The sequence below is a fragment of the Brevundimonas sp. genome (assembly GCF_018608325.1).
GTDB lineage: Bacteria > Pseudomonadota > Alphaproteobacteria > Caulobacterales > Caulobacteraceae > Brevundimonas.
This window is the reverse complement of the sequence record NZ_JABAZW010000095.1, coordinates 1-3,109: the sequence shown is the minus strand read 5'-3', so window position 1 is coordinate 3,109 and position 3,109 is coordinate 1. Positions and strand designations below refer to the sequence as shown.

2 protein-coding genes and 1 pseudogene are annotated in these 3,109 nt (G+C 64.7%); all 3 read right to left on the bottom strand.

Going from position 1 to position 3,109, the window contains the following annotated elements; all coding sequences use genetic code 11:
• Positions 1–3: 3 nt before the first annotated feature.
• Entirely contained in the window at positions 4–1,065 is a 1,062-nt protein-coding gene (locus QZ281_RS09295; protein ID WP_292227504.1) for a GGDEF domain-containing protein, read from the bottom strand.
• A gap of 70 nt (positions 1,066–1,135) precedes the next feature.
• Positions 1,136–2,713 (bottom strand): DEAD/DEAH box helicase, encoded by a 1,578-nt coding sequence (locus tag QZ281_RS09290; RefSeq protein ID WP_292227502.1) that lies wholly within the window; start codon positions 2,711–2,713, stop codon positions 1,136–1,138.
• Between the two features lie 209 nt (positions 2,714–2,922).
• Positions 2,923–3,109 (bottom strand): annotated as a pseudogene (locus QZ281_RS09285) (hypothetical protein); the annotation flags it as partial.

Sequence of the window (3,109 nt, the reverse complement as noted above, 5' to 3'; positions counted from 1 at the left end):
CGCTCACGTGGCGTCCGAAATCCCGGGGGTATCGGGCGTCCAGCACGTGGTGCGATTGCGGCCATTGCGCTTGGAGAAATACATGGCGGCGTCGGCCCGCTCCAGCAGGGCGGCGGCGCTTTCGCCCGCCTGACGCTCTGCAAATCCGGCGGATATGGTCACCGCGCCCAGATCATCATTGGTCGAGCGACGGCGCAGGCCGCGTGATGAGACCTCCTGGCGGATGCTTTCCAGTGCGGACATGACCGCGCCGCTGCTTTCACCGGGGAAGATGATGGCGAACTCCTCGCCGCCGAAACGGGCGGCGAAGCGGCGGCCGACGCAGATGCGCGACAGGACGGTGGACACGTAACGCAGCACCTGATCACCGGTCTGGTGGCCCCAGGTGTCGTTGAAACGCTTGAAATGATCGATGTCGAGAACGGCCAGACACAGCGGCGTCTTGGATTCCACCGCGCAGACGGCGGACAGTTGTTCGTCAAAAGCCTTGCGGTTGGCCAGATTGGTCAGGGCGTCGGTCATCGCATCGCGTCGCACCTGGTCCAGATGTTCGCGCAGGCGGGCGACCTCCTGATTGGAGTTGGCCAGGCGCTTTTCCAGAATGGCGGTTTCGCGGCGCACGCGGCGGGTTGCGGTGCTGAGATCGCCGACAATGTCCTTCAGCGCCGAAACATGATCAGCGGACTCTATGGTCTCAGAGGCGCCAGCCAGGGTCTGACCATAGTCGAGCTGGGTCTTGTGAGCCTTGGTGATGGCCTCAGCAATGCTGGACAATTCGCGATCCAGCACCGCGCCGGCGTCGCGGATTTCTTCCGACAAACGTCCGCGCGGCAGGAATTCCGCCGCCAGCATTTCGGAGGTCTCATCAGAAATGGGGGTCGCTTCGGACAGCAGCTTCTGGATCGCCAGGCCCAGCGGACCTTCGGGATCGCCCAGATAGTGCAGCCAGAGTTCGAAATTCAGCGGCGTCGGCCAGACGCCCGACTTTTCCATTTCGACGATGACATTGCGCGCGAGAGCATAGGCTTCCGGCCCGCGCACAACTGTCTCGACCTGATTAGACATTCGTCTCTTCCCCATGGGCCCCATTCTGAGGCCCCTGGAGAAGTTCTAAGCCGCGAAACGTAACGACGGGTTAAGCGGGAATGACGACCGGGCGGCGCAGGAAGGCCGGAATGTCATCGCCGAAGCCACGGACGCCCTGACGCTGGGGCTCGTCCTTGGCAGGCTTGCGGTCGCCGCGGCGGTCCGATTGCAGCAACTGCGGTTCGCGGTCGGGACGGGGTGCGCGCGCCTCGACCGGCTCGACGGCTTCGACGATGGCAGCTTCCACGACAGCGGGCGTTTCGACCGTGGCTACGACAACAGTGTCGGGCTTGGCCTTGCGGCGGCTGCGGCTGCGGGGAGCTTCGGCGGCGGGGGGGGCGGCCTCGACAGCGGTGGCAGCGACGACGGGCGCGGCTTCGGTTACTGCCGGTTCAGCAGCGCGCGAACGGCCACGGCCGCCGCGTTCGCCAGAGCGTTCACGTCCGCCCGAGCGTTTGTCGTCGCGGCGGTAGTTGTCCTTGATCGCGGCGAAGTCGATGCCGTCTAGAATCAATTCTTCCGGGTCTTTCTTGATCAGCTTCAACACCTTATCCAGCGACTTGTCGTCGGACGGGGTGACGATCATATAGGCCTCGCCCTTACGCCCCGCGCGACCGGTGCGGCCGATGCGGTGGACGTAGTCGTCGGCGTGGTGCGAGACGTCGTAGTTGAAGACGTGACTGACGTCGGGGATGTCCAGGCCGCGTGCAGCGACGTCAGACGCCACCAGAATCTTCAGATTGCCTGCGCGGAAGTCGGCCAGGGTCTTCATCCGGTGAGCCTGATCCAGATCACCGTGGATGGCGGCGGCGTCAAAACCGTGCGTCTGCAGGGACTTGGCGACGATATCGACTTCAGATTTGCGATTGCAGAAGACGATGCCGTTCTTGACGTCAGAGCGTTCGATCAGGGCGCGCAGGGCGGTGCGCTTGGCCTTGGGATCGCTGGTCGGGATGCGGACCAGATACTGGGTGATGGTGTCGGCGGTCATCGCCGGACGCGAGGCCTCGATCCGGGTCGGATCCTTGAGGAAGGCGGTCGTCAGGCGCGTGATCTCGGGCGGCATGGTCGCCGAGAAGAACAGGGTCTGGCGGCGCGGCGGCGTCAGTTTGAAGATGCGCTCGATGTCGGGGATGAAGCCCATGTCCAGCATGCGGTCGGCTTCGTCGACGACCATGATCTCCACACCCGTCAGCAGCATCTTGCCGCGTTCGAACAGGTCCAGCAGGCGGCCCGGCGTTGCGATCAGGACGTCCACACCCTTGTTCAGCGCCGCAACCTGGTCGCCCATCGACACGCCGCCGATCAGCAGCACCCAGCTCAGCTTGGTGCCCTTGGCGTACTTGGCGAAGCTTTCGGCGACCTGGTCGGCCAGTTCGCGGGTCGGGGCCAGGACGATGGCGCGCGGCATCCGGGCGCGGGCGCGGCCGGTGGACAGGCGGTCAACCAGAGGCAGGGTGAAGGCGGCGGTCTTGCCGGTGCCGGTCTGGGCGATGCCCAGCACGTCGCGGCCAGCCAGGGCGACCGGGATCGCCTGTTCTTGAATAGGGGTGGCGGTCGTGTAGCCGGTATCGGCGACGGCCTGAAGAGTCGTGGGTGAGAGGCCCAGTTGGGTAAATTCGGTCATGAATCCTTGGGAGAGAAAAGCGTCTGCGTGCATCAAGCAACGGAACCGCCCCTCTGTGGGCGAGCGGGCGGCGCGTATCGCAGACCTGTCCCGAGGCTGGGTGCGATATAGAAGTCCCTTCGCCAAAGTCAAGTATTCATGCTTTTAGCGCCTGCTGAGCAGCGCCAAAGACCGCACGATCTGCGCGAACAGATCGTGCGGAACCTGGATCAGCAGGCGGCGGAGGCCGCAACAGGCGCGCGTTTTCGGCTGAGGATCAGGACCAGCGCCAGACCTAGTCCCGCCGAGACGGCTCCAGCGATAGCGACCGCCGGATAGCCCAGGCCGCCCGCGATCACCCCGCCGCCTACCGCCGCGCCTTGTATAGCGCCAACTACTGGGGTTTTTGTACCAAAT

What these genes read in the sequence shown, in the direction of transcription:
- QZ281_RS09290 (WP_292227502.1), bottom strand. Translation starts at nt 2,713, where the DNA reads ATGACCGAATTTACCCAACTGGGCCTCTCACCCACGACTCTTCAGGCC.
- QZ281_RS09295 (WP_292227504.1), bottom strand. Translation starts at nt 1,065, where the DNA reads ATGTCTAATCAGGTCGAGACAGTTGTGCGCGGGCCGGAAGCCTATGCT.